Genomic DNA, 25,317 nt, shown 5'->3' with positions numbered 1-25,317 from the left:
CGCTCGATGAAGGTCAACGCAGGCAGAATGATGCGCTTCTGGCGCAGCGTTTCGAGGGAATGCGCAGCCAGGATCATGGCCTTGTCGGTCTGCATGGCGAGGTCAGCCAGGCTGTGTACCAGCTTGCGGAAATCAGGCAGGCCAAACACGGACAGCCCGAGGTAAGCGCGCAGCTCGTGCAGGTGCTCGTTGCGCGTTTTCTCCCGTCCGCCATATTCCGGCCAGGCGCCGGCGTCGCCGCGCACCTGCTTGGCAACCCAATGGATCACAGGATCTGGCAGCATGGTGTCGCTGGCCAACGCGTAGCCAGGGTAGCGCAGCAGGCACATCTGCACGGCGAAGCCGAGGCGGTTTGCGGCGCCACGGCGTTGCCGGATCAACGCCAGGTCGGCGTCCGTGAAGCTATATTGTTGGATCAGATCATCCTGACTTTCGGGCAACACGAGCAGGCTGTCGCGTTCAGTATCGGAAAGCAGTGAGCGGCGTGGCATTTGTTCGATTTCTTCGAAATCTGATGAAAGAGAAGCACATGGAGCAGAGAATCCGGGCTCAGGGCTGTCCGATCATGAGTGCATGAACGTTCATACGGTGCGCGTTTTTAGGTACTGGTAGAGGGTTTCTCGACTGATGCCAAGGTCGCGGGCCACGACCGCTTTCGGCTCGCCGGCGGCGACCCGAGTGCGTAGCTCAGTCACACGCTCGGGCGCGAGCGCTTTTTTGCGGCCACGGTAGGCCCCACGTTGCTTGGCCAGCGCGATCCCCTCGCGCTGCCGTTCACGGATCAGGGCGCGCTCGAACTCGGCAAAGGCGCCCATGACCGACAGCATCAGGTTCGCCATTGGCGAGTCCTCACCGGTAAAGGCCAAACACTCCTTGGCGAACTCGATGCGTACGCCGCGCCTGGTCAGGCTCTGCACAAGGCGCCGGAGGTCATCCAGGTTGCGGGCCAAGCGGTCCATACTGTGCACGACCACGGTATCCCCCTCGCGCACGAAGCCCAGCAGCGCTTCCAGCTGCGGCCGTTGAGTGTCTTTGCCCGATGCCTTGTCGGTGAATACCCTGTCGACTTGTGCATGTTCGAGCTGCCGGTCCGGGTGTCATTTTCAGAAGACGACTGCACCAATTGTCAGGAGTCGATAACACTACATCGGCGAGAGCGAAAACTTCCCGGCTCAGTGCGAGCTAAGTCTGCCTGCGTACCTTCTCCACTGTGCAAATCCCTGCACTCTTCTGGAGAAGCATCATGTACCGCTATACCAAACTTTCCCTTCTGGCCGTCGCCATCGCTGCAACCGGCGCGGTCGCCTACGCCGCCAATGGCGGTATGGAAAACGACGCACTGGCAATCAGCAAGGCCAAGATTCCCCTCACACAGGCGGTCACCGTCGCCGAGCAGCACGCCAATGGCAAGGCGTCACGCGCCGAGTACGAGAACTCGAAGCAAGGCTGGGTCTACGACGTGGAAGTCGTCAGCGGGGCCAAGGTCTTCGATGTCCGGGTCGATGCCGACAAGGGCACGGTCATCTCGTCTGCCGAGGACAAGGCGGATCACGATGATGACCACGACAAGCGGGACTGACGCCCGACAGTATGGCCGGATCGTTTCCCTCGGAGGCGATCCGGCCCGGAGACCTCATGGAATCACTCAACCATACATTTTTTCTCTGGCTCAACGCACCGGAGCATCCCAGTGCTTTGGCTCTGACGTTGGCCACCTTCTTGGCCGAACAGCTTATCTGGGCGGTTCCACTCCTGATCGGCATCGGCTGGCTTCGCGGCGGCGAGCCTACCCGCAAGACGATGCTCGTTGCTAGCGCATCGGGATTGCTGGGCCTGCTCATCAACCAGATCATCGGCCTGGCTTGGTTGCATCCCCGACCTTTCATGATCGGCCTGGGTCACACCCTCATCCCTCATGTTGCCGATTCGTCTTTCCCAAGCGATCACCTGACGCTGTGGTGGGCGGTTGCCTTCAGCCTCGCGCTGCAACGAGGCCCACGAATTGCAGGCGTGACTTTGGCTTTGCTGGGCGTTCCCATTGCCTGGGCGCGCATCTACCTTGGAGTGCACTTCCCATTCGACATGCTCGGGGCCATCGCCGTTGCTGCAATCTGTGCCTGGCTGACGTTACGTGAAGCACACTGGTATCTATTGCCAAGTTATCAACTTGCCACCGGCATCTATCGCCGGCTTTTCGGCAGGTTGATCGCGCTCGGATGGGTGCGCGAGTGAGCCTATGGGCGGGCTAAGTCAGCATGTTCAAACTGCTGGCAAACCATTTCACCCCGGCAGGAGAACACCATGAACAAATTGCCCACGAGCAGCACCACTGGCTGGCTCAATAAAGTCCCGGAAGTCGCGCTGTCGTTCTGGATCATCAAGATCATGTCCACCACGGTGGGCGAGACGGGGGCCGATTTCCTGGCGGTCAACGCAGGGTGGGGGCAAGGCGTGACTCGAACCGTCATGGCTGCCCTGTTGGCGGCCGCCTTGTTCATGCAGTTGCGCACCCGACGCTATACCCCTTGGATTTACTGGCTGACGGTGGTACTGGTCAGCGTGGTCGGCACCCAGATCACCGATCTGCTGACCGATGGCCTTGGCGTCAGCCTGTACATCAGCACCTCGGCGTTCGCCGTTGCGCTCGCCGCGATCTTCTTCGTCTGGTATCGGATCGAGCGCACCCTGTCCATTCACGACATTGTGACGCGCAGCCGGGAGCTGTTCTATTGGGCTGCCATCCTCTGCACGTTCGCGCTGGGCACGGCTGCTGGCGATTTGGCGACCGAGGCATTGGGCTTGGGCTTTACCTGGGGCGCGGTGGCGTTCGGTGTGCTGATTGGCATCACCTATACCGCCTGGCGCATGGGCGGCAACGCCGTTCTGACCTTCTGGATCGCCTACATATTGACCCGCCCCTTCGGGGCCGCACTCGGCGACTTGCTGACTCAGGCCAAGACCTATGGCGGCCTTGGCATGGGTGCCATGTGGACAAGCGCCTTGTTCCTCACGGTGATCGTCATGCTGGTAGCCGTCGCGCAGATCGGCATGAATGGACGCCGCTCGGCCCAGCTCGTCGAATAACCATCTTCGCTCTACACAAGGAGAAAAACATGCTCATAAAGCACTCAATCGCTCGCCCTGTTGCCGCCATTTCGGCCGCCGTGCTCGTGGTCCTCGCGGCTGGTTGTTCCAAATCTGCCGATCAGAACAACGCAAGCTCGGCATCAACTACACCGGCCCAGACTGTCTCGGCCTTGCAAGTCAAAACTGCATCCAAGCTGGGCGACCTGTCGGCCTTCCGCAGCATCGCCACCGATGTCGCCGCCATCGTTGACAAGGGCGATCTGCCTGCTGCCAAGTCACGCATCAAGGACTTGGAAGTCGCATGGGATTCGGCCGAAGCCGGACTCAAACCGCGCGCGGCAGATGACTGGCATCTGCTCGACAAGGCCATCGACAAGTCGCTTGCGACGCTTCGCGCAGACACGCCAAGCCAGGCTGACTGCAAGGCTGCGATGGATGCCCTGCTGAAAACCTTTAACACGCTCGAAGGAAAGTGAGCGCGCCCCATGAAAACATCCACTGAACACGCGCTGGCCAAGGTGCCCGAAGTCACGCTGGGCTTCTGGCTCATCAAGATTGCCGCCACGACGCTCGGTGAAACTGGCGGTGATGCGGTTTCGATGTCCATGAACCTGGGCTACCTGGTCGGTACAGCCATCTTCGCGGCGATCTTCCTGGCTGCCGTCGTCGCGCAGGTCAAGGCCAAAGGCTTCCATCCCTTCCTGTACTGGACAACCATCATCGCCACGACCACGGTCGGCACGACATTGGCCGATTTTGCGGATCGATCGCTGGGAATCGGGTACGCTGGAGGTTCGAGCTTGCTGCTGGCCTTGCTGCTCGGCTCGCTCTTCGTCTGGCATCGCACCCTCGGCTCCGTATCGGTGAGCACGGTCAGCTCGCCCAAGGCAGAAGCCTTCTACTGGCTGACGATCATGTTCTCCCAAACGCTGGGCACCGCGTTAGGCGACTGGACAGCTGACACGGCGGGCTTGGGCTACACGGGTGCGGCCGTCGTGTTCGGCGGGCTGCTCGCGCTGGTCGTGGCAGCCTACTACTGGACGAGCGTGTCCCGCACGCTGCTGTTCTGGGCGGCGTTCATCCTGACTCGCCCGCTGGGTGCCGTGGTCGGGGATTTTCTGGACAAGCCACTGAGCGCGGGTGGTCTGGCGTTGAGCCGCTATTCGGCATCGGCCGCACTGTTGGCCTTCATGCTGACTGCGATCCTGCTGTTCAGGCAGAGAGCAGCCAGGACGGCACATTGAACAACGATTGAACGGAGGGGGAATGCGGGTATTGCTTGTCGAAGACGATCCGATGATCGGTGACGCGATCCAGGGCGCATTGAAGGATGCGTCCTACGCCGCCGACTGGGTGAAGGACGGGCAGACGGCGCTCACCACGCTGGGCTGCCAGCATTACGACCTGGTGCTACTCGACCTCGGTCTGCCCGGAAAGGATGGGCTGGAGGTGCTGGCCAGCATCCGAGCCAAGGACAACCCGGTTCCCCTGCTCATCATCACGGCTCGCGATGGTCTGGATGATCGCCTGCGCGGCCTGGATGGCGGGGCCGACGACTATGTATCCAAGCCCTTTCAGATGGCGGAACTGCTGGCCCGGATGCGCGCCGTCCTGAGGCGCAAAGGTGGCACGGCAGCTCCCGTGCTCAGCAATGGCGTGGTGACGCTCGACCCGGCCACCAAAGAGGCTTGTGCCAATGATGGCCCCCAAGTGCAACTGTCCAACCGCGAGTTCTCGTTACTGCAAGCCTTGCTGGTTCGGCCTGGTGCCATCCTTTCGCGCAGCGAACTGGAGGATCGCATCTATGGCTGGGGGGAAGAAGTCGAAAGCAATGCCGTCGAATATCTGATCCACGCACTGCGGCGCAAGCTCGGTGGCGAGGTCATCAAGAACGTCAGGGGGGTCGGATGGATGGTCTCAAAAGGCGCTTGAACGAATCAGTTCAGCTCAAGCTGTCCTTCACCTTGTCGCTGGCCATCCTCGTGGTGGCCGTTGTGGCGGGCGTATTCTCGTTCCTGTCCGCCTTCGATGAAGCGCACGAACTACAGGACGATGTACTGCGCCAGGTGGCGCAGCTCATGGATCGCCAGCGCTTGTTGCCTGCCGTGCCAACCACCGATATCCGTCTCAAGGATGTCGATGAAGAGTCGCGCGTGATCGTCCAGCGCTTGGGTGAGGTCAGTCCCTCTACGGTAGGCGTGGATGCAGGAGGCGTGCTCCCGCTCCCGGCGACCTTGGCGGATGGATTGCACACGCTGGAAGTTGGTGGCGAGACGTTTCGCGTGCTGGTCAAGACCACGGCGAGCGGCGAACGCATTGCTGTGGCTCAGGAGTCCGGCTTCCGCAATGAAATTGCCCGCGACGGGGCACTGCGCACGGTGATGCCTTTCTTGATTCTCGTGCCGGTGCTGCTGTTGATCGTTGCTGACCTGGTGCGCAAGATGTTCCAGCCCATCGCGGCGCTGTCCAAGGAAATAGACCAGCGGGCAGAGCAGGAACTGCATCCCGTCGAAGACCGCCACCTTCCGGTCGAGGTACGTCCGTTTGCCGTGGCGATCAATCGCCTGCTCGCTCGTGTCAGCCAGTCGATGGAATCTCAGCGCCGCTTTGTGGCGGATGCCGCGCACGAGCTACGTTCGCCGCTGACAGCCATGTCGCTGCAAGCAGAACGGCTCGCGGAAGCGGAAATGTCCAGCGTGGCGCGCGAACGGCTGACGGTTTTGCGCCAAGGGATCGAGCGCGGCCGCAGCCTGCTCGATCAACTCTTGACCTTGGCCAAGGCACAGTCGGCCACCGACCTGCCGAAGTCGCCTGTATCTGTCCAGAGCATCTACCGCCGCGTGCTGGAAGACCTCATGCCGCTGGCCGAGGCCAAGCATATCGACATCGGTGTCGAAGGCGCGCTGGACGCCGAAGTGTGGGCAAGCGAGCTGGACATGATCGCTGTGGTCAAGAACCTAGTCGATAACGCCATCCGCTACACGCCAGAGGGAGGGCGTGTTGATCTTTCTGTGGGTGTTTCGGAAGGGAAGGTCGTACTACGTATTCAGGACAGTGGGCCTGGCATTCCGTTGGCTGAACGGGATCGAGTGTTTGATCCCTTCTACCGCACGCTGGGGAGCGAGCAGATCGGCTCGGGTCTGGGACTATCCATTGTCCAGACGATTGCCAATCGCATCGGTGCTGAAATCCGCCTCGACTTCTCAGATCAAGAGAAGCAAACTGGTTTAAATGTTGCCGTTATCGCTCCCATGCGGTAGCGGTTTGAGAAACGCGGAGGCAGGCTAAATGGTTAATTCGGCGGGGTGGTTTTATTGGGCTTTGCTGTCCGCTATCTTTGCGGCACTGACGGCTATTTTTGCCAAGGTTGGCATTCAGGGAGTTGATTCCGATCTGGCCACCTTGATCCGCACGGCCATCATCATCGTCGTCCTGTCGGCGTTTGTTGCCTACACGGGGAAATGGACCAACCCCTTGGAGTTATCACCCAAGACATGGCTTTTTCTCGGGCTGTCCGGCTTGGCGACAGGGGCATCGTGGGTCTGCTACTTCCGCGCACTCAAGATTGGCGATGCATCCAAGGTTGCGCCAGTGGATAAACTCAGTCTTGTCCTGGTGGCGGTATTTGCTTTCGCCTTTTTGGGCGAACGCCCGTCACTGAGGGAGTGGTCCGGCATTTCGATGGTCGCCGGAGGCGTTCTGTTATTGGCGTTCAAGTGATAACAGGTAGGACATACTGACTCAACCAGTCGTCACGATTCGTCTACAGTAACCGCTGTCGTGCCATCAAACTTGACTGAGCAGTTTCTCGCCATCAAGGCGCAACTCGCCCTTCGGCGAAATGTGCCGATACAAGGTCTGTCTTGTGATGCCCAGTTCCTGACATAGATCGCCGACCTTGGTTTCGGGCTGCCCCATAGCGGCCATCGCCAGCCGCAACTTGGCGGCAGTCATCTTGAAGGGCCGGCCGCCCTTCCTACCGCGCGCCCTCGCCGAAGCCAATCCTGCAATCGTGCGCTCGGTAATCAGTTCGCGCTCGAACTCGGCCAGCGCGGCGAAGATGCCGAAGACCAACTTGCCGGCGGCCGTCGTGGTGTCAATGGCTGCACCGTGCCCAGTCAACACTTTCAGACCGATGCCTCGCCCGGTCAGGTCATGCACGGTGTTGATGAGATGCCGCAGATCGCGCCCGAGCCGGTCAAGTTTCCACACCATCAACGTATCCCCCGGTCGTAGCGCCTTCAGGCAGCTCAACAGGCCGGGACGATCCTCGCGCTTGCCCGACGCTTGATCCTCGTAGAGATGGGCCGGATCGACGCCGGCAGCGATCAGTGCATCACGCTGCAAGTCGGTGGCCTGTGAGCCGTCTGCTTTCGATACCCGCATGTAGCCAATCAGCATCTTGCACCTGTCACATATACGTTCGATTATGTGACAGTGTGCACCGGAAAGTTCTGGTCGTCAAAATTTGTCACTTAACCCGTCATTCTGTCTAAGACATGCAAAGGGTCCATCAGCCTCGTAATGCGACAGAAATTCCGGGGGAATGCCTTCCTTTGCAAAGGTGGCGCGCAACTGTTCCAGGGAAGCGGGATCGCGCCGACCATAGGAAGCCAACGCGAACAGCGAGCGTGCCGTCTCGGGGTCGTGCCGCGCTTCAATGATCGCCTCACTGATAGCTTGGACCGCCCGTTGCCAGTGATTGACGGGTTCGGGCTTCGGCGCTTTCGCCGGCAGACCACTGGTGAACCCGGTTTGGGGCTCGGACCAGAACAGCTTTGCATGCTCGCCTGGCGGGCTGATATCCCTCACCTCGATCAAGCTGATTGCCGTTGCCGCCGCCTCCAGCATCTGCAACCGTATTGCCGGGTTCAGGGTTTCATACGGTCGCCACAGACTTTGCCCAGCACGCAGCGGATGCCCGCAGCCTTGCCAGACTTGGCGGAGATACCCCGCGTAGGTTCCGCACGCCGAAAGCGGGGTGTTCAGCTCATCGAGCAGCGTGCGTAGCAGTCGAAACCACAATCCAGCGTGGATGCGTCGGCACGGCAGTTCCACATGGCCGGTCGTCAGTGCCTGCCAGGTACGCCGGTCCATCACTGCAATCGCGTCGCTGGCGGTGCGCGACGCAGTGTCGGCGTTCTCCCAGCCGAGAAACCGCCCAGGCACGCCCCAATAGGATTCCAGCCAGCAGCCATGCAGCGGGCAGCTCAGCATCAGGGGCAGCTTCCATGCAAGCAGTACGGCTTGGTTTGCCGGGTCGTTCAGACAGAGAGGACAGGCGCGATGTATCGGCTGGCTGGGCAGCCAGGCACGCCAGCTCGTGATGGATCGCGTCCTACGGCGGAGTTTCGGCAGCAGCACCGAGAGCTGGAACGTATAGGTTTCCAATGCGTCTGGAATCTGATCATCAAGGCTGTCCAGTAGCCAAGGCACCCAGCCGGCGAAACTCATGCAACGCAGCCGGTCCGGCTCGATGCCGCTCCGCTGGGAGAGCATCGCCAACAGCGCCAGTGGTGGCGCGGTATCCAGGTCATCAACCTGAGCGTGACCAAGATCGTGCTCCAGCAGCTCGGACACCTCCATGTGATAGCAAAGGGCCACGCGGTTGAGCCACGAAGACAAGGCTTCGCCTTCTCTGGGGGCCGGATGCAGTGGCCAGCGTGGCGCTGGCTTCACATCAGTTCCCGCTCGAATTGCCGCCGCCGCTCGCTGGGACCGGTGTAATCGGCCATGCTCAGCGTGCGATGGTTGATCGCTTCCTCGCCGCTCTCCACGGCGACGATGGCCGCCGCCATCAGCAAGTGCGCCAGTTCGCCGATGGTGCCCTCGCTGCGTGTGAGCAGGTAGCGGGCCATGTCCAGCGTGGCAATCGACGAGGGTCGCCGCAGTGGAAGCGAAGCGGCGAAACTGGCCAGCAGTGAGCAGCAATCGTGATTGGCCTCCCATACCGGCAGCATCATCGGCTCGAAGCGATTTTCCAACTGGTCATCGGAGCGGATGGCCAGGTAGGCGTCGCGCGTGCCGACCCCGACCAGTGGGATGCGCAGTTCATTGCCGAGGAAGCGCAGGAGATTGAGGAATTCCCGGCGATTGACGCTGTTACCGGCCAGGACGTTGTGCAACTCGTCGATCACCAGCATGCGCACGCCGACCTTGCGCAGCAGTGCCAGCGCCAGTTGTTCCATTTCTGGCAGCCGTGGGCGCGGTCGCAATGGCGCACCCATCGCCGCGAGCAGCGCGACGTAGAAGCGGATTACCGACGGTTCGGATGGCATCTGCACGACCAGTACCGGAATGTGCTCCTGGTCGGCGTCGGCTCTGGCCGGATGCGTGCGCCGGAACTTCTCGACGATCATCGACTTGCCGTTGTTGGTCGGGCCGACCAGCAACAGGTTGGGCATGCGTTGCTTGTTTGGCCACATATACAGGATTTCCAGCCGGTTCAGCGCCTCGACTGCTCGCGGATAGCCGATCCAGCGGTCGGCGCGAAGGCGATGGATGCGTTCGTCCGCCGGGAGACGGGCCAAGCCCTGGGCCGCCGGCAGCAGGTGGGACAAGTCGATGATGGGATATTCTTCCACGGCTACCACTCCTCAATCTGGTCGAACGGTTTGGCCGGCGGCTGGTTGTCTGCCTGCTGCCCATCCATGTCAGCGCCCGGTGGTGGCGTGGTTTTGACAGGCGTTGCCGTTGCCTTGAGATGCTGGCGTCGATCCGCGTCGCGCCGCGCCTTGCGCGTAGCCTTCTGCGCGGTGGTAACGATTTCGCGCATCTGGCCGATCATGCGGAACAACGCCGACTCATCCACCTGTTCGCGCCCTTGCTGCCGCAATTTCGCCAGCGCCTGTCGTTGTTCCCAGAGGGTGACAGCCGGGTGCGACAAGGTACGGTAGGGAATTTCCAGGTAGTGCTGCCCCTCTGGTTCCAGCACCCATATGCGGCTGATGTCGCGCGGGTCGCGCCGGATCAGGAACGCAGGCAAGCGGTCCCGCCGAGCTATCCACGGCTTGAGCGCATCGGCGTAGTAGTGGATGTGGTCGATGACGAAGCCGGTGCGGGTCAGCGTGCGGCGGATGATGGGCAGAAAATCGACCAGAAAAGCCGTAGCGCGAGTGATGACGGTTGGCACGCCGGTCCGCGTGATAGCTTCGGCCCAGCGCGCGGCCGGCGGTTGGAGCAGGCCGTTGTGCACGGAGCCGTGATAGGTGCCGACCGCCAATGTGAGCCAGCGCTCCAGCTCGCGCAGTGTCAGGGCGGCCATCTTCTCGGAGGCGTATTCCCCGCGCTGGTCAGGATTGGAGAAGGTCGTCCCCGGCAATTCGTCGTGGATCATCTGCATCGCCGTGCCGATGATCCGTTCCACGATACCGCCGTAGTGCGGCTGCCCGAGCGGGCGATAGTCCAACCGGATGCCATGCTGCTCGCAGCCACGGCGCAGCGCCTCGCTCTTGAACTCAGCCGCGTTGTCCAAGTAGAGCAGTCTGGGCTTGCCGCTCATCGGCCAATCCATCTCTACGTTCAACCCTTCCAACCAAGGGCGCTTGTCGCAGGCGGCATGCACCAAGCACAAGCCGACCGAGACGGCGGACGGGGCTTCCAGCGTAACGACCATGCCAACCACGCAGCGGGTGAATACGTCGATGGCGAGGGTCAGGTATGGACGGCCAATCGGTTGCCGGTCGCGCTCGTCCACCACGATCAGGTCGATGACTGTGTGGTCGATCTGCACCTGCTCCAGCGGCGCGGAGACGGGTGGCGGAACACCACCAACACCTTGCAGGTCGCGGGCGGCATCTTGTCCTTCCCGGCGGTGAGTGACCTCGCGCGGATCGAGGCCGGCGATCCGCAGAGCCACCGTGTTGCGCGCCGGCACCCGCAGCTTTTGCAGCTTGCACGCCCGCACAACTTCGCGGTGGAACGCCGCCAAGCTACGCTTCTGCTTGGTCAGGAAGCGCTTTTGCAGTAACTCGCGGATGATTCGTTCGACCGACTCCGGCAAGCGGCCTTTACCTTTGCCACCGCTCGACTGCCCAAGAGCCAAGTCAGTGACCAGCCCCGATCCTAGCCGGGCACGGCGGATCAGGACGTAGACCTGCCGCCGGGACAGCCCCAATGCCTGGGCTGCCGCGTCGGCCGCTTCATGCCCAACCGTCTCCGACTGCGCCAACGGCCCAATGATCTCCGCGCGACGACGCGCACGCTCCCATGCCTGTTCTGGCAGGGTGGCCACGCCGTGCTCGGTAATCGGTGCGGTATCGGTCGCCATGCTCATCTCGCTTTGGTGCACACGAGTATTGAGCATAGACGAGTTTCGTGCAGAGGAGTCCTGATATCTGGCTGTCAGGAGCCGTATGCACAAGAGGCTTCAAACCGCGCTGAATGGTGCAGTCGTCTTCTGAAAATGACACCGGGTTCTGGTCGAAACTACTGACCCTGACGTAACCGATTCGTTGGCCCTTCAAGTAACCTCCTTGTTGTGAATGTCAGGCTGAAATCTATGAGCCTTCCGGTCAGGTGTCAATAAAATGTTTATATGACTCTATCCTGACGCATTTTGCAGGGCCCTCCTGACGCCTAATTAGGGTGTAGCCTAAGCTCACATGCTTAGGTGACGGCGAAAATGCGAACGGGGTTTCTTAATGCTGTTCTACGAACGAGTGATTCTCTGGCCAAGAGAGCCAGGAGGGGCATATGGGTTGTGTTATCGATCGTTTCCTCTACAGTGATTTAAAAGTCATCATTGCAGCGACCCCGAGACATATCACCCCGAAAGCAGCTTTCAGATACTTTTGCGGAAGCCGCGAGGTGAGCACACTGCCGACTCCCATCCCGACTATGCTTCCTGCTGCGAACGGGAGCGCGACACCAAGGGGAAATTTTCCTGTAGATAGGCTGGCCGCTACGCCAGTTAGCGAAACAAGTGCGATAACACCGAGCGAGGTAGCGACGACCGATTGCACCGCTAAATCCGTGAAACGCTGCAAGGCCGGCACCATGACGAACCCGCCGCCTACCCCGAGCAAACCGGACAGAATGCCCGCAATGGCACCTGCGATCGATAAGGCGCCGGCGCACTTGCTCGTCCAGATAAACCGTCCACTCATGTCGTCCCGAATGCAGGGTCGATCCAGAGTAAGAGAGGTGGACTCGACACTGCGACCGACGATTTCACGGAAGGTTTTATATGCGACCCAGGCGAGAATAGCGGCAAACAACAGGCTGAGCAGTCGCGTGTCCAAACGGTGAGCCAACCATACACCGAGTGGCGCGAGCAGGATGCCAGTGCCGGCAATGAGCACGGTCGCGCGGTAGCGCACAATCCCAGCCTTCAAGCCCATCAAAGCACCTGCTGCGGCAGAAACACCGACGGCGAGCAGGCCAACGGGGCCGGCTTCGGCGATCGTTAAGTGCATGCCGAAGACAAGAAGTGGGACCGCGAGAATGCCTCCCCCAGCTCCTGTCAGACCCATGACAATACCTACCACCGCCCCCAAGAGAAGACCCGTAATCATCACAGCCCCGGTTACGCGGCCGGTGATGCGGCTTTGGCTTTTGCTCGTTCGAGCAGTTCAAACAACGCCATTCCGACCAGCATGGCGATGAAGAACAGCAAGGGTTTGGCGCCGCCTTGTGCGAGCGATGCGAGCGCAGGACCGGGACAATAGCCGGCCAGGCCCCAGCCGACGCCGAACGCGAGTCCGCCGAGCACGAGGCGGCGGTCAATTTGCGTAGCCGTCGGCAAGCGCATGGCGTCGCCCAGGATCGATCTCGGACGTTTGGCCGCGAACGGAAACACCAGCGCGCCGACGACTACAGCGCCGCCCATCACGAACGCAAGCGACGGGTCCCAGTTTCCGGCCAGGTCCAAAAAGCCGAGCACCTTCGCGGGGTCGCTCATGCCGGACAAAATAAGCCCCAAGCCGAACAACAGGCCGACCAACAGCGACATGAAGATTTTCATTTTTGCTCCCTTAGCCGACAAGATGGCGAACAACGTAGACGGTCACGAATCCGGCGAACATAAAGGCTACGGTAGCCACCATCGAACGCGGGGAGCGACGCGACAGCCCGCACACGCCATGTCCGCTAGTGCAGCCCGAACCGTAACGGGTACCGATCCCTACCAGCAGTCCGGCCAGGATCAAGACCGGGTAACCGGCCTCGATGTGCACTTGGGGCAGGGGAGCGATGCTTGAAAACACGAGAGGAGAAAGCACTAGGCCGCCCACGAACGCAAGACGCCAGGCGATATCGCCCCTTGCGGGCGTTAACAGGCCACCCACGATGCCGCTGATGCCCGCAATTCTTCCGTTAAATACCAAGAACAGTGCCGTGGCTATTCCGATCATCAGCCCACCCGCCAGCGACGTCCAGGGCGTGAAATTGTTCCAGTCAATCATCATTGCAGCCTCCTATTCCGTTGGGCAGTAAAGTTGGTACAACACCTGTAGCACTGCCAGTGCCTCACTACTGGAGATGCTGTAGAAGATCTGCTTGCCCTCACGGCGAGTATTCACTAGTCGCTCTTCGCGGAGCACGGTCAGCTGCTGTGAAAGCGTAGGCTGCAAGATCCCAGTGATGGTTTCCAGCTCTTTGACCGAGAACTCGCCCTGCGTCATCTGGCATAGCAAGAGCATACGGTCGGGGTTGGACAGTACCTTCAGAAGCTTGCTAGCCTCCCCAGCTGCGGCATGCAGTTTCACTAAATCAATTTGCTTTGGCATGGCGACGTAGATCCGTTTAAAAGTAACACTTTACACGAACATTATACCAGAACATAATATATTAAACGTAGAGACGATGATCCATGTGTCGAACTCTGATCACGACGACTATTGAGGAACGCCCATGATTTTTAGACAACTGTACGAACCCCTGTCGAGCACTTATACCTATCTGCTGGGGGACGAGGACACGGGACAGGCAGTCCTCATCGATCCCGTGATTGCGACCATGGATCGGGATCTGGCCGAGGTGCACAGGTTAGGTCTGACCTTGGCTTACACGGTCGATACCCATATCCATGCCGACCACATCACCGCAGCTTTGGAAATGAAGCGTGCCGTGGGTAGCAAGATTGCCGCGCCTGCCTACGATCAGTTGTCATGTGCCGATGTCGGCATCGAAGAAGGCAGGCCATTTCAGGTCGGGGGTATTACTTTGCAGCCCCTGCATACCCCCGGCCATACCGACGGGCACTTTGCCTATCTTTTAAATGACCGCGTATTCACAGGCGACGCCTTACTTATCGAGGGGTGTGGCAGGACTGACTTTCAAAACGGTGATGCCGATGCGCTCTACAAAAGCGTGCGAGAGAAGCTGTTTGCTTTGCCCGACGAAACCTTGGTCTACCCGGCGCACGACTACCAGCAGCGTTTTGTCTCCTCGATCGCGCAGGAAAAGAAGCGTAATCCCCGCCTGGGCGGGGAAAAGACGCTCGAAGAGTTCAGGGACATCATGGCCAAGCTGAACCTTCCATACCCTAAGTTCATTGACTACGCTATCCCGGGGAATAAGCAATGTGGCGTCTGTCCCCCAGACCTGCCAGAGAACTTGGCCAGCTATTGCCGCCAGATGACCCAGAGCCCGCAGGGCTGACGTGCCGCTAACCAACGGAGAAATTGAAATGACAAACTTCAAGCAAATAGGGGATGGCCTGTTCATCGGTCCCCAGCCTTCGGGGCAGGATTTGGTGGAGGCGAAGCAGCAGGGCATTCACACCGTAATTGACATGCGTACGCCTGGGGAAACGGCCACCTCGAACGCCGAGTTGGTCAGGAACAGTGGACTGGATTACTTCAATGTACCAGTCAACAAGACAGCCCTGTCAGAGCAGCAGATTGACGAGTTAAGTCAAGTAATGCAGAGAACACAAGGGCCGCATTTACTGCATTGCGCCACTGGCACGAGGGCCGCGTTGCTGCTCGCGCTTAGTCGTGCAAAGCAGAATGGGTGGACAGCGGAACGCACGTTCGAGGAAGCGCAAACCATGGGGTTCAACCTTCAGGGTTCCGCTGATTTCGCCAGCTTCGTCAGGCAAGTCACGGCCAAATAGATGTTCATTCGCAACTAGAACTGCAAGTTAAAGTTCACAAATTTCGATTCAGGGAGCCACTTTTTGGATGCTGTACGATTTGGGCCGCTCGTCGTCCCTGTACAAGTAGCACTACTCTTGGCAGGCATAACGCTTGCCCATTCTGTTGCCGCGTGGTTCCGCACGAGGCGCGGTGTCGATCCGGGCCCCGTTCTTTGGAAGATGATCGTGTTCGGTTTCCTCGCCGGACGCTCAATCTTCGTATTAAGACATCATGAGATTTATTCCAATGCTCCATTGTCGATCATCGACTTTCGTGATGGAGGCTTCGACAACCTGGCCGGTTTCGCGACGGCCGTTTTGGTTGGCATGGAATTGTCACGGCGCTCGACGACACTACGTAGGCCGCTTCTGACTGCAACCTTGACGGGCTGCTTTGTCTTTTTCGGAGGAAGTGCGCTGAATCATGCCCTTACGTCGGTGGGTGTGCCTGTCCCGACAATTGAGGTACGCCGCCTCGACAACACAACTGTGCCGCTCAGTGCCTTTGTGGGCCGCCCCTTGATTATCAATCTTTGGGCAACTTGGTGTCCGCCGTGCCGACGTGAGATGCCTGTATTAAAGGCTGCACAGCTAGCCCATCCAGAAATCCACTTCGTGTTTGTGAATCAAGGAGAATCAGCAGCAACCGTACAAAGCTACCTCGACGCGAATGGGTTACAAATGCCAAATATCGTTCTCGATCCGGCCAAGCAGGTAAGTGCCCGAACTGGTTCGTCTGGTTACCCTACAACGCTGTTCTATGATGCTCAAGGCCGGCTATACAAGCGGCATATGGGTGAGCTTTCGCGCGCAACACTAACCGAGAAAATCGACAGCTTCTTCGGCTCTCGCTAAGCACTGGGATACCGCTGCTGTTTTATGTCAGCTCTGATGTTCGAGATGATGACATGGCCAGGCTGTCGCCGTTACTGCATGAGCACATCAACATGCTTGGCCAGTATTCCTACTCTGTGTTGGAAGCAGTAGCCAAGGGCTGGCTGCGGCCACTGCATAACCCAGCAAGCAACGAAAAAGTCAGGAGTGCCCTTAACCTGGTTTGCCGTTCCACTGCACCTCGACCCCTCATTATGTCTTAGCGCCTGATTTTTTCCGTTTTCCCTCTTCACCCCATCAGGAAGCATGACTACCCGCCGAGCGCAGCAACCATCGCCCGCAACAAGGAGCTCCATAAGCTTTCCGAATCGAAATGGGCAGCCCAGCATTGACGAATTCCACACTCTGTCGAGACGGGTAGCGCGGAGCCTTGTTGCTGTTCGCCGCCTCTTACCCTTTGACGTGCCTGACGCGGATGTGTCGAGATCGCCTGTCTTTGGGAGCCCAACGTGAATCCATTCGGTCGCGTGGCAGGTTTTACTACGGTGACTTTTGCTGCATTACTCGTCTTGTCTGGCTGTACGAGTCTGGTGCCCCGGACTTCGGAAGCCCCCGGCGATGAGTCGACGAGGCAGGGGGCCATCAGGTTGCCAACGTCGTATCCCTGCCAAAACCTTCACGTCAAACCACCGAACTGTCCTCCGCGATGACGTAAATCCGCGTCCGTTCAGCGGTCCGGCCGTTCCAAAAACAAAGAGGCATGCCCGTGTAGCCCGACCGACTGTCAAACGTAACGCACTTCGGTGATCATGCCGGACTTCATGTGATAGAGATTGTGACAATGCATCAGCCACCGGCCTGCATTGTTGGCATCGAACGCCAGGGTGACCTTTGCCATCGGCGGGACATGCACCGTGTCACGCAGCGCCCCGGAGAACGTTTTGCCATTGAGCGCGACGATCTGAAAGTGGTGCCCGTGCAGATGCATCGGATGGGCCATCATCGTGGTGTTCTGGAACGTAATAGCCACCCGCTGTCCGCTGCGGATTTTCACCGTGTCGCGATTGTCCCAGCCCTTGTGGTTGATTCCCCACGTATACGGCTGCATCGAACCGGTCAGCATCAGCACAGAATGCGAATCGACGGGACGGTCTGCCAGCGGCCTGAGCGCAGACAACCGCAGTTCCTGATCGAAGCTCACCGGTCCAGCGGCGGCTGTCGCCCCCGCGACCTTGCCCACGTTGACGCCTTTAGAGGCGAGAATAATCCCCGTCTGTTGTCTGGCTCCTTCCCGTACGGCGAGAATCGGCCACGCTCCGGTCCCGTTGGGCAGGTCAACGAGAATATCGATCCGCTGAGCCATCGCTAAACCAAAGCGGCTGCCTGTCAGCGGCTGGACGGCGTTGCCGTCGACCGCCGCGACCGTACCTCGCAACGAGCCGAGGTCAACGTGGAAGTTGGTGGATGAGGCGCCGTTGATAATCCGCAAGCGCACTCTTCCGCCTTGCTCGACCCGGATGACTTCCGGGTCGTCGAGCGTGCGGTCGTTGGCGAGATAGGCATCGAAATCGACATCGTTAAGGTCCATCTTCATGCCGGGCATTTGATCCGGCATGCTACTGCCGCCCATGCCACCCATGCCACCCATGCCACCCATGCCACCCATGTCAGACATGCCGTGCATACCGCCCATCCCACCCATGCCGTGGGGCTGCGCGCCCGACTTTTGACCGGTCATGGCTCCCTTGGAATCTGCGTTGCCCTTCTGCAGCTCTGAGAACACTTCGGCGGGATCGCGGAACAGGAAATCCTCCAGAAAGATCGCCACCTCCTGGCGGTCAGCCCGTACATCGTCGGCCGTGCGCACAACCAGTGGAGCGGCCAGCAGTTTCTGATGCTGGAAACCATGATGTGAGTGCATCCAGTAGGTGCCGGGGCGCGCGGCAAAATCATAGGCGCGCCGCTCCCCTGGTTGAAGCGCCGGCACGCCGAACTGGGTCACGCCGTCCTGATCGGACGGGGGCGTCTGTCCGTGCCAGTGGACAATGGTGGGTTCGTGCAGGCGGTTGTCCAGTTCCACGGCAAAGCGCTCGCCCGGTTCGAGGAACAGGCCGCGCGTGCCGTCCGGCTGATGCAACCCGTACACCGTCGCAGCACGGCCGTTGACCTCGATCGAACGGGTATCGACAATAAGGCGACGCGAAGTGCCGCTCACATTTCCATTCGCGACTTCTTTTGAACCGCTTGAGGGCCATTCTGCGCATCCGGTTAGCACGGCCGAGGCGGCGGCAGCGGACGTCAGCAGGAATTGACGGCGAGATAGTGACATGGGGCGCCCCTGGTTTCATGGGTTACGATCATGACGGCAGCGCTCAATGCCGCCGGTTTCTTCTGCGAAAAGTCAGATTTTCACGTTCCGCAACCGTAGCGCGTTGGTGATAACCGATGCCGAACTCAGGCTCATGGCCAGTGCGGCGATCATCGGGGACAGCAATAATCCGGTGAACGGATACAGTACCCCTGCCGCCAGAGGCACACCCAGGGCGTTGTACACAAACGCGAAGCCGAGGTTCTGCTTCATGTTCCCGATTGTCGCCTCGGACAACTCCCGGGCTCGCGCGATGCCGCGCAGGTCTCCTTTGACGAGGGTCACCTGTGCGCTGCTCATCGCTACATCGGTGCCGGTGCCCATCGCGACGCCCACGTCCGCCTTGGCAAGCGCGGGCGCATCGTTGATACCGTCACCGGCCATGGCTACAACCTTGCCTTCCTGCTGGAATTTCGTCACCAGCGCCAGCTTGTCGGCTGGTTTGACCTCGCCATGGAATTCACCGATGCCGAGCTTCGTCGCGACAGCCCTGGCGGTCACGACACCGTCGCCCGTCGCCATCACCACGCGGATACCGTCTTCCTTGAGCCGGGCCAGTGCCTCGGGTGTCGTTGCCTTCACCGGGTCCGAAACCGCGAGCAGGCCGGCCAGCATTCCATCAACCGCCAGATACATGACGCTGGCGCCCTGCGCACGCAGCGTGTCCGAATTTTCCGTGAGCGTCCCAACGTCGATGCCGTCGGCCTGCATGAGGGTGGTGTTGCCCAGCGCGAGATTGCGGCTGCCGACCAGTCCTCGCACGCCAATCCCGGTGCTCGACTCGAAGTGCTCCACCTTCTCGAACGCGAGCCGCCGTTCACGGGCCGCATCCACGATGGTCGCAGCGAGCGGGTGTTCGCTACCCGGGTCAAGACTGGCCGCGAGCCGGAGAACATCCTCTTCCGCATATCCATTCACGCCGATTGCGCGTTCGAAGGCAGGGCGACCTTCGGTCAAGGTGCCTGTCTTGTCGACGATCAGCGTGTTGACCTTCCGGAAGTTCTCAATCGCAGCCGCATCCCGAAAAAGCACACCGTTCGACGCGCCTTTGCCACTCGCGACCATGATGGACATGGGAGTCGCCAGCCCAAGCGCACAGGGACAGGCGATGATGAGCACCGCCACGGCATTGATAAGCCCGTAGACCCAACTGGGCTCGGGTCCGAAAAAGCCCCAGGCGACGAACGTCAGGATGGCGACGCCGACCACCGCGACGACGAAAACTCCCGCGACCTTGTCAGCCATGCGCTGCATGGGTGCCCTGGAACGCTGCGCCTGCGCGACCATCTGGACGATTTGTGCCAGCATGGTCTGGGAGCCGACCTTCTCCGATTTGATGATGAGGCTTCCGGAGGTATTCATGGTCGCGCCGATGACGTGGTCACCCACCCGCTTGCTGACGGGAATAGGTTCGCCCGTAATCATGGACTCATCGAGCGCGCTGGAACCCTCCGTCACAACGCCGTCGACCGGAACCTTCTCGCCTGGTCTTACGCGAAGGAGGTCGCCGACATGGACGTGAGCCAGTGGAACGTCCTCTTCTGTGCCGTCGGCGTTGATACGCCGCGCGGTCTTCGGCGCCAGTCCCAGCAGTGCCTTGATGGCAGCGGACGTCTGCGACCGAGCCTTCAGTTCGAGCAGTTGCCCGACGAGCGTCAACGAAATAATGACGGCCGCGGCCTCAAAATACACGCTCACACGACCATGTGCGGCAAATGCCTCCGGGAAGACTCCTGGAACGACTGTCGCGATGACGCTATAGACATAGGCCGTCCCCGTACCAAGTCCGATGAGCGTCCACATGTTCGGGCTGCGATTGATGAACGAGCGGGTGCAACGTTCGAAGAACGGCAAGCCCGCCCACACGACGACCGGAGTCGAGAGAGCCAGTTCGACCCAGCTCTGTGTGGACGCTTCCATCCAGCCCAGCCGGTGGCCGAACATGGCCAGGACGAACACCACGGCCGTCAGCGGCAGCGTCCACCAGAACCTGCGTCGAAAATCCGTCAGCTCGGGATTCTCTTCGTCCTCGAGACTGGGCAACAAGGGCTCAAGGGCCATACCGCACTTCGGGCAGTTGCCAGGATGGTCCTGGCGAATTTCCGGATGCATCGGGCAGGTGTATATCGAGCCCTCCGGCGCAGCCTCAACCGACGTGCTGGTCGACGGTTTGACATATCGCAACGGGTCCGCCCGAAACTTCTTCTGACATGACGCACTGCAGAAGAAATACGGATGTCCATCGTGCTCGCTGCGAAATGGCGAATCCGCCGTGACAGACATGCCGCACACCGGGTCCCTGAGCGCGCCGTCGGGACCTTCGGACATTTCACCGTGGCCATGTCCGTGGTGCGCCGCGTGATTGCCATCGGCATCCCCGCTGGCCTGACCTTGCGCGGCGTGCGCAGCATGGTCTTGGTGGCCGCCCGCGCCGTGGCTCGCGTTCAGGTGTTCGGGAGAAGTTTCGCCGTCGTTACGCTGTCCGCTCATTTTCCGTGCTCCGCGTTGTCTTTCACACTGTGCACAAATTGCGTCGCCTGTCGTGCCGTCCATTGGTAACGCTGGCCGCTATGGTCTGTTGCGGGGACGCCGACCGGCCAGCTTGCTCGTTCCACGAGTGCAGGGGAACGCGCGGCCGCCGGTGTGATTATCCGCCCCTGAGCCAGGCTGGTCCCGAGAAACGGGATAGTCGAAGGCTTCGTGGCCTGACCTTCAGATGTGTAAGCTCATGCGAGCGCGGCGGGACTATATCCGGCCTCCTGTATCGCCGAAAGAAATTCACCCGCCTCGCGTGACGACTCGATGCGCACGATCCTGGTTTCCAGGTCGACGGTCACGTGTGCCGCCGTATCGACTTCCTTGACCGCTTTCGTTACGACGCCCGCGCAGTGCCCGCAGGTCATATCCTTGATGGTCAGTTCCATTTTCCAACTCCGTTCCGTTGAATCATTTCAGTTACAACCTTTCGCTGCGGGGCAGGTCAAGGGGGCGTCAATGCGCCGCGCCAGCCAGTTTCTCCAGAATCGGACAGTCAGGGCGTGAGTCCCCTTTGCAGTGGGCTGCCAGATGCCGGAGCGTATCCCGCATTTCCACCAGTTCCTGAATGCGTAGATTCAGGTTGGCAATATGCTCATTCGCGAGCCGTTTGACCTCGCCGCTGGACCGGCTGCGGTCTTCCCAAAGGGCCAGCAGCACCGCAATCTGCTTCGTGGAAAAACCAAGATGTCGGGCCTGCCGGACGAAGCGCAGCACCTGGACATCCCTGGGCGTGTACACACGATAGTTCGCCCCTGTCCGGGTGGCAGCCCGAATCAGGCCTGTTTCCTCATAGTGACGAATCATCTTGGTCGACATGCCCGACGACTTCGCAACCTCGCCGATATTCATCGTTTTCCCCTCTCGAAACGGCCATTCGAACCGCACTGACTATTCTTGACCTTCCCACGTTGGGAAGGTCAAGTGGTTTCGATTCAAGGGGTAATCGTTCGATTCGTGGTGCGGCACGGAAAGAGGCCGAACGGCTGATCCTGTGGGCCATCGTCAAACGGGCCGGGCGCTGTCGTCTGAGATTGATAATCATTGAGAGGCCTCCTGGCCGCCCGAAGGAGGCGGCGGCTAGGGTCTACTAGTTGAACTGCGACGGTCAACAGGACCCTTGAGGAGGCTGAAATGAACTATAGCGGCATCGATCTTCGTTCGTAAGCGAAATTAAGCGCACCTAGAATCGGAAGCTGAACGAGCGCAGGCTTGCGTCCGCAACTACAACTTGCGGGCGCTGCGTCTCTCAAAATGCAGAGCCAGTAACGTAGGACCAGGACGTTTGCTCAGCGGGCGCCTTCAGTCGCCGCCCGCACTCGCAGAAAGCGTTCTACCGGTACGACGGCAACGACGCCATCACCACTAGATTCCTCGTTGGCGACCGTCATGATTTCCTCGATCAGCGCGTCGACGTTCTCGGCGACTGTGAAGATTTCGATCTTGATGTGCTCAGTCGTCCAGTCGTTGGCAAAGAGATTGGGATGTGCACCGAATCCCCTTGCATGGGTCACCGTCATGCCGTGGATGTGTAGCGCGCCCAACTGCCGCTCGAGCATCTTGAGTACATTGGGGCGCAGTATCGCGATCACGCATTTCAGTTCCATCGCATCCTCCGTTTCTAATATGAGTCATCACTCCTATCCCTTGGACGCCCACTTCGCATCGACGGCCGCCTGAATCTTCGCTGCGTCCTGGATACCCGATTGCGTCATCCGGTAGGCGATTTCAGCGGTCCCCTGGCAAACCGGACACGACACAGCCATCCGGTCCTCGAAGCATTGAAGATTCGAACGGTGCTCGCCACGGTTCTCGCATCCACACCAGCAGTAGAGCTTGTTGAGCGTCGCGGGAATCCTGGTCGCTACCCAGTACGCGTGCCGCACGGCGTTGTCCGAGAATTGCGCCGGATTCAGTACGTGCGAGGCGTCGAATACTCCTGATGGAACGATGCGCAACCCGTCTGGTCGCAGCATGCCAACTCGCCAGCCGGGTATCTGTTGGATCGCATTTGTTGACTCGATGGCAACTCCCGTGGGGCCGGCAACCCAATGGACAAATGACGGCCCCCACACCAACGCCGTCGGCATCGCAATAATCAGGGCCAGCAGAGACAGCAGATGCCACCCCGACTTGCTGCCAAGGCTAGAGTGCTTGCTGACGATGCTGCCGGCCTGAGGTCGTATGTGTCGTTTCACTTTCAATCTCCCAGATTCCCGGTCAGAATCCCGGATGCTGATACATGGTGCCTCCACAAGACAGCATCCCGTGCATCATTCCGGTGTGCATTGCCCACATCGCACCTGTACCCAGCACCGCTAACAGGCCGATGACCGCGAGCAAGCCGATGATAAAATTGACGATTAGTTTCCCGTTGAACATATGCTCTCCGTGAAGCGAACCGGACCAGAACGATGGGCGCTCCCACCGCACCGGTCCGAAGTTCCCGCAGAAATCGACGGACTCAGTGTTTGGCTTCGTCCGTTACCCGAGCGCGCGTGGCGGGACCGCCAGTGTGAGAACGCACGCCACGCATCATGAACATCATCGATAGCGGGCAGATGAATACACTGGCGATAACAGCGAGCGTTGCAAGCGTGCCTCTGAGAGGAGGAAATGCCCAGTAACCGAGGGCGATGACGGCGACCAGTGCGAGCGCAACGGCCGCCATGGTTTTCCAGTTGCATTTCATGTGAAGTCCTTGTCAGGCTGTATCCAATGTGAGTAACGTGGTCGGGCTTGCGGTCACTTCGACGGTGGCGTAACCGCCTGGTCGGAATACTTCATCATGATGTCGCTCATGGCCCGCATCATCTCGGCGTGCATTCGCATCGCGGTCTTCGGGTCCAGACCGGCGCTTCCACCCATCATCGGGCAGCCGCCCATCATTCCGCCCATCATCATCGCGCCGTGACCGTGCTCACGGTCCTGCATCGCCGGACTGGAAGAAGAGCCAGTGGCAGCGAGGCCCACTGCGCTCGCAGCGAGCAATAGCGTGGAAACAACAGCCAATCGTGCATGTCTTGCGTTCATGTGTATCTCCATCTTTCGTTCGTAGAATCGAATCGAGCATGTGACGCTTCGCGGATGGTCACGCGGGCCGCGAGCGAACTCGAGCCGCGGTACGGAACCGCTGGGCAAGCGCCGACGGAGGAGAGTTACAACGAACGCGGGGGCGGTGCTGGCAGCTCAGGAATGAACTGCTCGGAAAGGATCCGGGTGATGGCCCGATAATCAGGTGTCGATGGGGCAATGCCGACGGTATGCGACATCGGTATGGCCGGCATCCCGCACACGGAGCTTCCCATGCCCGCGTGGCAAGCAGATGGATGAGCGCTGGTACCGACGTGCATCGTGCCGGATGTGCATCCTGTCGCTTCGATAGCGCCTGCTGCCTTCATGGGATGCTGTACGGCAGGCATCGACGACATTTCTGGACATAACGCGGCCTGGGCGGGGTAACCGAGCATCGGCAACCACGCGATCAGGAAGCAGGCGACGAGTTTGACCCAGAGATTCATGATTTTCAGTATAGGCGCCGATGAGTCCTGCTGCGGCCGCCGACAGCTGCGTTATTGCGCCACATCACTCGACTGCAAGCGTTTCAGATGGGCCAGGAATGCGTCCGCCCCAATAAATCCGACCAGTTGCGCATCAGGCTGCTCCCGACCAGTTTTGTCGAAGAAAATCAGGGCCGGAGGGCCAAACAGACCGAACCGCCGCAGCATCGCCGTGTCGGCCTCGGTATTTTTCGTCACGTCGATGCGTAGCAACTTCCAGTGCGTAAACTCGTCCATCACACGTGCATCAGTGAACGTGAAGCGCTCGAGTTCCTTGCAGGTGATGCACCAGTCCGCGTAGAAGTCCACCATGACAGGTGTTCCTCGTGCGAGCTTGAGCGCCTCGTCCAGCTTGGCGTTCGAGGTGATCGTGTCGAATCGCGCTGCCGAACTTGCGCCACCTCCCGCTGACGCCGACATCCGCGTCAAACCGCCCAGTGGCATCAGCATGTCGAAATTGCCCGATGCGACGCCAACAAACTCGGCGATACCTGCGACCAGCAGCAACACACCGAGCGCTTTGCCGACTCGGGCAATCCCCGTCGCGCCGGCCGGTAAAGGGTCGATCGCACGTAGCATCATTCCGCAAGCAGTCAGCAGCAATGCGACCAGTGACATCAGCAGCCAGACAGGCAGCAGTGAATAGACGAACCACAGCGCTGCGGCCAGCAGCATGACACCGAGTGTGTTCTGGACCGCGACCATCCAGTGTCCCGACTTGGGTAGCAGGCGCGTTCCGAACGTGCCGACAAGCATGCGTATTCCGGCGAACGTGATCACGCATTTCGGCGGATCGTGATCATGGATTCCGAATGATCGTGATCACCCGTTTCGGTTGATCGTGATCGCTGATC

31 protein-coding genes and 1 pseudogene are annotated in these 25,317 nt (G+C 59.9%); 11 read left to right on the top strand and 21 right to left on the bottom strand.

Annotation, left to right across the window (positions count from 1 at the left end):
• On the bottom strand, positions 1-491 hold a 491-nt coding region (locus tag KH616_RS06445), incomplete at its 3' end, for a DUF4158 domain-containing protein (protein WP_292238046.1).
• A 90-nt stretch (positions 492-581) separates the two neighbouring features.
• Positions 582-1,097: pseudogene (locus KH616_RS06440) on the bottom strand (recombinase family protein); the annotation flags it as partial.
• A 146-nt stretch (positions 1,098-1,243) separates the two neighbouring features.
• Between KH616_RS06440 and KH616_RS06435 the strand changes: the two are divergent.
• The 8 genes from KH616_RS06435 to KH616_RS06400 all read left to right on the top strand — a co-directional run bounded on the left by KH616_RS06435 (position 1,244) and on the right by KH616_RS06400 (position 6,807).
• Positions 1,244-1,579 (top strand): PepSY domain-containing protein, encoded by a 336-nt coding sequence (locus KH616_RS06435; RefSeq protein ID WP_005797945.1) that lies wholly within the window; start codon positions 1,244-1,246, stop codon positions 1,577-1,579.
• A 56-nt stretch (positions 1,580-1,635) separates the two neighbouring features.
• On the top strand, positions 1,636-2,232 hold the full coding sequence (locus tag KH616_RS06430) for an undecaprenyl-diphosphatase (protein WP_062739163.1): 597 nt from the start codon (positions 1,636-1,638) through the stop codon (positions 2,230-2,232).
• Positions 2,233-2,301: 69 nt separating this feature from the next.
• Positions 2,302-3,084 carry a membrane protein gene (locus tag KH616_RS06425; RefSeq protein ID WP_005797951.1) on the top strand — a complete coding sequence of 261 codons (783 nt, stop codon included), beginning with the start codon at positions 2,302-2,304 and terminating at the stop codon, positions 3,082-3,084.
• Positions 3,085-3,113: 29 nt separating this feature from the next.
• A complete protein-coding gene (locus KH616_RS06420) occupies positions 3,114-3,563 on the top strand; it encodes a hypothetical protein (protein ID WP_005797953.1) in 450 nt (149 codons plus the stop codon).
• Between the two features lie 9 nt (positions 3,564-3,572).
• Positions 3,573-4,331 (top strand): membrane protein, encoded by a 759-nt coding sequence (locus KH616_RS06415; protein ID WP_005797954.1) that lies wholly within the window; start codon positions 3,573-3,575, stop codon positions 4,329-4,331.
• Positions 4,332-4,353: 22 nt separating this feature from the next.
• Positions 4,354-5,019, top strand: coding sequence for a response regulator transcription factor (locus tag KH616_RS06410; RefSeq protein WP_005797956.1), 666 nt, complete (start codon positions 4,354-4,356; stop codon positions 5,017-5,019).
• Positions 4,995-6,347, top strand: a complete 1,353-nt coding sequence (locus KH616_RS06405) for an ATP-binding protein (RefSeq protein ID WP_062739164.1) — start codon at positions 4,995-4,997, stop codon at positions 6,345-6,347. Before KH616_RS06410 ends, KH616_RS06405 begins: the two co-directional genes overlap by 25 nt.
• Before the next feature lie 28 nt (positions 6,348-6,375).
• On the top strand, positions 6,376-6,807 hold the full coding sequence (locus KH616_RS06400; RefSeq protein WP_062739165.1) for an EamA family transporter: 432 nt from the start codon (positions 6,376-6,378) through the stop codon (positions 6,805-6,807).
• 66 nt (positions 6,808-6,873) lie between these two features.
• Here KH616_RS06400 and KH616_RS06395 read toward each other — a convergent pair whose 3' ends face one another.
• From KH616_RS06395 to KH616_RS06360, 8 genes are all read right to left on the bottom strand, one after another.
• A complete protein-coding gene (locus KH616_RS06395) occupies positions 6,874-7,488 on the bottom strand; it encodes a recombinase family protein (protein ID WP_062739166.1) in 615 nt (204 codons plus the stop codon).
• Positions 7,489-7,548: 60 nt separating this feature from the next.
• Entirely contained in the window at positions 7,549-8,766 is a 1,218-nt protein-coding gene (locus KH616_RS06390) for a TniQ family protein (RefSeq protein WP_062739167.1), read from the bottom strand.
• Complete coding sequence (locus tag KH616_RS06385) at positions 8,763-9,671, bottom strand: TniB family NTP-binding protein (protein ID WP_062739168.1); 909 nt, start codon at positions 9,669-9,671, stop codon at positions 8,763-8,765. Before KH616_RS06385 ends, KH616_RS06390 begins: the two co-directional genes overlap by 4 nt.
• A 2-nt stretch (positions 9,672-9,673) precedes the next feature.
• The gene (locus KH616_RS06380) at positions 9,674-11,356 is read right to left on the bottom strand and encodes a DDE-type integrase/transposase/recombinase (protein WP_011875634.1); all 1,683 of its coding nucleotides are present in this window, start codon (positions 11,354-11,356) and stop codon (positions 9,674-9,676) included.
• A 451-nt stretch (positions 11,357-11,807) separates the two neighbouring features.
• Positions 11,808-12,602 carry a sulfite exporter TauE/SafE family protein gene (locus KH616_RS06375; protein ID WP_053821759.1) on the bottom strand — a complete coding sequence of 265 codons (795 nt, stop codon included), beginning with the start codon at positions 12,600-12,602 and terminating at the stop codon, positions 11,808-11,810.
• An 11-nt stretch (positions 12,603-12,613) separates the two neighbouring features.
• Positions 12,614-13,051 carry a DUF6691 family protein gene (locus tag KH616_RS06370; protein WP_053821758.1) on the bottom strand — a complete coding sequence of 146 codons (438 nt, stop codon included), beginning with the start codon at positions 13,049-13,051 and terminating at the stop codon, positions 12,614-12,616.
• Positions 13,052-13,061: 10 nt separating this feature from the next.
• Entirely contained in the window at positions 13,062-13,493 is a 432-nt protein-coding gene (locus KH616_RS06365; protein WP_292238045.1) for a YeeE/YedE family protein, read from the bottom strand.
• Between the two features lie 9 nt (positions 13,494-13,502).
• Positions 13,503-13,814 (bottom strand): metalloregulator ArsR/SmtB family transcription factor, encoded by a 312-nt coding sequence (locus tag KH616_RS06360; RefSeq protein ID WP_292238044.1) that lies wholly within the window; start codon positions 13,812-13,814, stop codon positions 13,503-13,505.
• A 124-nt stretch (positions 13,815-13,938) separates the two neighbouring features.
• On the opposite strand from KH616_RS06360, the gene KH616_RS06355 reads away from it, so the two are divergent.
• From KH616_RS06355 to KH616_RS06345, 3 genes are all read left to right on the top strand, one after another.
• Positions 13,939-14,688: an MBL fold metallo-hydrolase gene (locus KH616_RS06355; RefSeq protein WP_292238043.1), complete on the top strand. Its 750-nt coding sequence runs from the start codon at positions 13,939-13,941 to the stop codon at positions 14,686-14,688.
• A gap of 28 nt (positions 14,689-14,716) precedes the next feature.
• Entirely contained in the window at positions 14,717-15,145 is a 429-nt protein-coding gene (locus tag KH616_RS06350; protein WP_053821754.1) for a sulfur transferase domain-containing protein, read from the top strand.
• Positions 15,146-15,346: 201 nt separating this feature from the next.
• Positions 15,347-16,021, top strand: a complete 675-nt coding sequence (locus KH616_RS06345) for a TlpA disulfide reductase family protein (protein WP_292238048.1) — start codon at positions 15,347-15,349, stop codon at positions 16,019-16,021.
• A gap of 763 nt (positions 16,022-16,784) precedes the next feature.
• Here the strand turns inward: KH616_RS06345 and KH616_RS06340 are convergent.
• The 11 genes from KH616_RS06340 to KH616_RS06290 form a co-directional block, all read right to left on the bottom strand.
• Positions 16,785-18,329, bottom strand: coding sequence for a multicopper oxidase domain-containing protein (locus KH616_RS06340; RefSeq protein WP_060096533.1), 1,545 nt, complete (start codon positions 18,327-18,329; stop codon positions 16,785-16,787).
• 72 nt (positions 18,330-18,401) lie between these two features.
• Positions 18,402-20,696: a heavy metal translocating P-type ATPase gene (locus KH616_RS06335; protein ID WP_292238047.1), complete on the bottom strand. Its 2,295-nt coding sequence runs from the start codon at positions 20,694-20,696 to the stop codon at positions 18,402-18,404.
• A gap of 398 nt (positions 20,697-21,094) precedes the next feature.
• Positions 21,095-21,292 (bottom strand): heavy-metal-associated domain-containing protein, encoded by a 198-nt coding sequence (locus KH616_RS06330; protein WP_009687815.1) that lies wholly within the window; start codon positions 21,290-21,292, stop codon positions 21,095-21,097.
• Between the two features lie 67 nt (positions 21,293-21,359).
• Positions 21,360-21,755 carry a Cu(I)-responsive transcriptional regulator gene (gene cueR, locus KH616_RS06325; RefSeq protein WP_009687816.1) on the bottom strand — a complete coding sequence of 132 codons (396 nt, stop codon included), beginning with the start codon at positions 21,753-21,755 and terminating at the stop codon, positions 21,360-21,362.
• Between the two features lie 437 nt (positions 21,756-22,192).
• On the bottom strand, positions 22,193-22,510 hold the full coding sequence (locus tag KH616_RS06320; RefSeq protein WP_009687817.1) for a P-II family nitrogen regulator: 318 nt from the start codon (positions 22,508-22,510) through the stop codon (positions 22,193-22,195).
• A 33-nt stretch (positions 22,511-22,543) separates the two neighbouring features.
• Positions 22,544-22,879 carry a PCYCGC motif-containing (lipo)protein gene (locus tag KH616_RS06315; RefSeq protein WP_021157492.1) on the bottom strand — a complete coding sequence of 112 codons (336 nt, stop codon included), beginning with the start codon at positions 22,877-22,879 and terminating at the stop codon, positions 22,544-22,546.
• Between the two features lie 244 nt (positions 22,880-23,123).
• A complete protein-coding gene (locus tag KH616_RS06310; RefSeq protein WP_009687857.1) occupies positions 23,124-23,285 on the bottom strand; it encodes a hypothetical protein in 162 nt (53 codons plus the stop codon).
• A gap of 82 nt (positions 23,286-23,367) precedes the next feature.
• Positions 23,368-23,595 (bottom strand): DUF2933 domain-containing protein, encoded by a 228-nt coding sequence (locus KH616_RS06305; RefSeq protein WP_043292957.1) that lies wholly within the window; start codon positions 23,593-23,595, stop codon positions 23,368-23,370.
• A gap of 53 nt (positions 23,596-23,648) precedes the next feature.
• A complete protein-coding gene (locus KH616_RS06300) occupies positions 23,649-23,948 on the bottom strand; it encodes a hypothetical protein (RefSeq protein WP_011875597.1) in 300 nt (99 codons plus the stop codon).
• 113 nt (positions 23,949-24,061) lie between these two features.
• Positions 24,062-24,424 carry a hypothetical protein gene (locus KH616_RS06295; RefSeq protein ID WP_011875596.1) on the bottom strand — a complete coding sequence of 121 codons (363 nt, stop codon included), beginning with the start codon at positions 24,422-24,424 and terminating at the stop codon, positions 24,062-24,064.
• 51 nt (positions 24,425-24,475) lie between these two features.
• The gene (locus tag KH616_RS06290; protein ID WP_292238042.1) at positions 24,476-25,219 is read right to left on the bottom strand and encodes a thioredoxin family protein; all 744 of its coding nucleotides are present in this window, start codon (positions 25,217-25,219) and stop codon (positions 24,476-24,478) included.
• Positions 25,220-25,317 lie beyond the last annotated feature (98 nt).

Source organism: Burkholderia sp. (assembly GCF_018375725.1).
Lineage (GTDB): Bacteria > Pseudomonadota > Gammaproteobacteria > Burkholderiales > Burkholderiaceae > Burkholderia.
This window is presented reverse-complemented; position numbering and strand designations above follow the sequence as displayed.